The organism is Kineococcus siccus, from assembly GCF_009906795.1.
GTDB classification, from domain to species: Bacteria; Actinomycetota; Actinomycetes; order Actinomycetales; family Kineococcaceae; genus Kineococcus; species Kineococcus siccus.
The window spans coordinates 1-3,541 of record NZ_JAAALN010000309.1; the positions used below are offsets into that span (position 1 = coordinate 1).

General features: G+C 75.7%; 2 protein-coding genes. Both read right to left on the reverse strand.

Features of this window, described 5'->3' with window-relative positions:
* Positions 1 to 116 precede the first annotated feature (116 nt).
* A complete protein-coding gene (locus GTR02_RS20550; RefSeq protein ID WP_205709724.1) occupies positions 117 to 986 on the reverse strand; it encodes a substrate-binding domain-containing protein in 870 nt (289 codons plus the stop codon).
* 19 nt (positions 987 to 1,005) lie between these two features.
* Positions 1,006 to 3,471, reverse strand: a complete 2,466-nt coding sequence (locus GTR02_RS20555) for a glycoside hydrolase family 2 protein (protein WP_166609338.1) — start codon at positions 3,469 to 3,471, stop codon at positions 1,006 to 1,008.
* Between the last annotated feature and the right edge of the window lie 70 nt (positions 3,472 to 3,541).

A 3,541-nucleotide genomic window follows, 5' to 3' on the forward strand; every position in this document is an offset into this window, starting at 1 on the left:
GGGTTTCCTCATCGTCGGGGAGCGGGGACCCGGGGACGTGCCCGGGGGAGGCCGAGCCTAGGCACGGCCCCGGAGCCCCACCAGCGCAGGCCGTCACCGGCGCGGGGCCGCCCGGCTCACCAGGACGGGGCGGCGGTGCTGGCCCGCTCGCGCACCTGCACGGGCGGCCCGGGCCGCGGGCCGGTCGTCCCGGCCACGAGCAGGTCCAGCACGGCCTGGCCGAGTCGCGAGCCGTGCTCGTGCACGTCGATGCTGAGCGCCGACAGCGCCGGGACCGCCATCTCGCACAGCGCCGAGTCGTCGCACGCCAGCAGGCTCACGCGCCCGGGGACGTCGACGCCGCGGCGCACGAGCTCCTCGAGCGCCCCGACGGCCATGACGTCGTTGTCGAAGACGAGCGCGGTGGGCGGGCGGTCCGCGGCCAGCAGCTGCAGGGCCGCGGCCGCCCCGCGCGCGGCGCTGTAGTCGGCCTCCACGAGCCGGACGTCGAGCGTGCGGCGCTCGGCCTCCTCGTGCATGCCCGCGGTCCGCTCCCGGGTGTGCACGAGGTCCCCGGGCCCCGCGATCCGCCCGACGACGCGGTGGCCGAGCGAGGCGAGCAGCGCCAGCGCGGTCCGCACGGCCCCGGCGTCGTCGGTCACGACGCTGGCGAAGGACGGGTCGGGGTGGTGCCCGGCCAGCACCGCCGGCAGGCCGAGCGACGTCAGCTCGGCGGGCCGGACGTCGCCCACCGCGAGGTTGACGACCACGACGGCCTCGACGGTGCCCTGCTGCGCCCAGCGGCGGTACGCCGCGACCTCGGCCGCGACGTCCGCCACCGCCAGCAGGAGGACGCTGCGGCCCGTGGGCCGCAGCGCCGCCTCCATGCCGGCGATGAGCTCCATGAAGAACGGCTCGACCCCGACGCGCGGGGCGTTGCCCGCGAGGACGAGACCGACGAGGCCGCTGCCGCCGGCCGCTGCCGCCCCGTCCCGTCCTCGCTGCACAGGGGCAGTCTGCACCCGCTCAGTCCACGGGCGTGGCGACCACGGAGGTGCGCAGGACCGCCGGTGCCGTGAACCCCGCCGCGTCCACCGCGGCCGTCGTGCGCACGCGGAAGGTGTGCGACTCGCCGGGCAGCAGGGTGACGAGCATGTCGTCGACGACCGCGTCGGGCGCGACCCGGTCGGCCAGCACGGAGACGTCGCGAGCAAGCCGGTGGGCGCGCACGTGCACCTCGTACCCGCCCTCGACCGCGTGCGCGCCGGCCTCCAGCGGCGCCGGGTCGACCGCGAGGGTGTGGTCCGGCGTCGCCGACCACACCGCGCGCCGCCCGTCCAGGTCGGCCACGACGACCTCCTGCTCCGCCTCGGCCGCCCCGGCGAGCGAGGCCACCGGCAGCACGAGCGTCGAGCGGGCCGGCACCCGCACCTCGACGCCCTCCGCCGTGCGCTCGGCGCCCCCGGCGTCGACCCGGCGCACGAGCGCCGTACCGGTCCACTCGGCCGGGCTGTCGTTGACCACCACGAGGGCGAGGCCGTGCTCGCGCGGCTGCAGGGTCACGAGCCGGTCCGCGTAGGCCCGGCGCAGCGCGTACCAGGCGGGCTTGAGGCGTCCGTCACCGTCGACGACGGCCCACGACGTCACCGGCCAGCAGTCGTTCAGCTGCCACACGATGCTGCCCGCGGTGCGCGGGGACCAGGACCGCAGGTGGTCGACGGCGAGCGTCGTGGCGCGGGCCTGGTTCAGCTGCGTCGCCCAGTTCCAGTCGGCGAAGTCGGCGGGCACCCCGAAGTGGGGTTCCAGGCCCCGGTCGAGCTTGCCGTTGCCGTCGTCGGCCTTCTGGTGCAGCAGGAACGCGGGCGTCTCCTTGCCGAGGTCGTCGGGTGCCAGCGCCCGCGTGAGCGTCGACCAGGTCGGCGGCGCCTGCCAGCCGAACTCCGAGCAGAACCTCGGCACGACGTCGAGGTGGTGGGTGTAGTCGGCCCGGTTCCAGACGTCCCACTCGTGGCGCGTGCCGTGGTCGGGGTCGTTGGGGTGCAGCTCCGACGCGGGGATGCCGGGGTTCGAGGGGCTGCCCGGGGAGTACGGCCGGCTGGGGTCGAGCTCCGCGAGCAGCGCGGGGAACAGCTCGTCGTAGTAGCCGGCGCCCCAGGTGGCGCCCGCGAGCTCGTCCTTCCAGCCCCAGTCCTCGTGCCCCCAGATGTTCTCGTTCCCGCCGTTCCACAGCACCAGCGACGGGTGGCCGCACAGCCGGACCACGTTGTCGCGCGTCTCGGCGAGGATCTCCGAGCGCAGGGGTTCCTCCTCGGCGTAGGCCGCGCAGGCCAGCAGGAAGTCCTGCCAGACCAGCAGGCCCTTCTCGTCGCACAGCGCGTAGAAGTCGTCGGACTCGAAGATGCCGCCGCCCCAGATGCGCAGGAGGTTCACGTTGGCCTCCAGCGCCCGGTCCAGCGCGGCCTCGTAGTCGCTGCGCTGCAACCGGGTCAGCAGGTGGTCCTCCGGGATCCAGTTCACGCCGCGGACGAACACGGGCCGGCCGTTGACGACGAGCGTGAACCCCTCGCCGTGCTCGTCGGCGGAGGTGTCCACGGACACCGAGCGGAACGCGGTGCGCAGCGTGCGGGAGTCCAGCAGGTCCGCGCCCGAGAACAGCGCGACCTCGACGTCGACGAGGGGCTGCTCGCCGTACCCGACGGGCCACCACACGGGCGCGTCCGGCAGCCGCAGCTCGACGCTCGCGCCGGCCTCGGTGGGCGCGAGCTCGGCCGAGACCACGGGAACCCCGCGCCCGGGCAGGCCGACCTCGACGCGCAGCGCCCCGGCCGTCTCCAGGCCCGAGCGCTCGACGTCGACGTGCACCGCCAGCACACCGGTGGTGCCGTCGAGCGTGGCCAGCGGCCGCAGCGCGGCGAGCCGGGCGGTCCGCCACCGCTGCACGCGCGCGGGCTTCCAGATCCCCGCCGTCTGCAGGTCGGGGCCCCAGTCCCAGCCGAAGCTGCAGGCCATCTTGCGCACGGCGTTCATGGGGTGCCCGTACGCGCGCGGCCGGCGGCCGAGCTGGGCCTCGACCTTCTCGGCGTGCTCGAGCGCGGAGTCGAACCGCACGGTCAGGCGGCGCGGGCCGCCCACGAGCTCGCGCACGTCGACGCGGTAGGTCCGGTGCATGTTCCGGCTGCGCAGCACCTCGGTGCCGTCGAGCGCCACGGTGGCGACCGTGTCCAGGCCCTCGAACACCAGGTCGACGCGTTCGCCGTCCTCGGCCGCCGCCTCGGTCAGCTCGTGCTCGTAGGTCCAGGCCGAGCGGTGGAACCACTGCCACGCGGTCTCGTTCTCGCCCAGGTACGGGTCGGGCAGCTCGCCCGTGGCGAGCAGGTCGACGTGGACGGTGCCGGGCACCGTGGCGGGCAGCACGCGGTCCGCGACGGCCGCGGGCACGTCACCCCCGCTGGAGCGGACGGTCCAACCGTGGGTGAGGTCGTGGCTGAGCATCATCGGGGCAGTCCTGTCGTCCGGTGGGGCGGGCGCGTGCGCGACCACGGGTCACGGGTGGGTTCGGGGT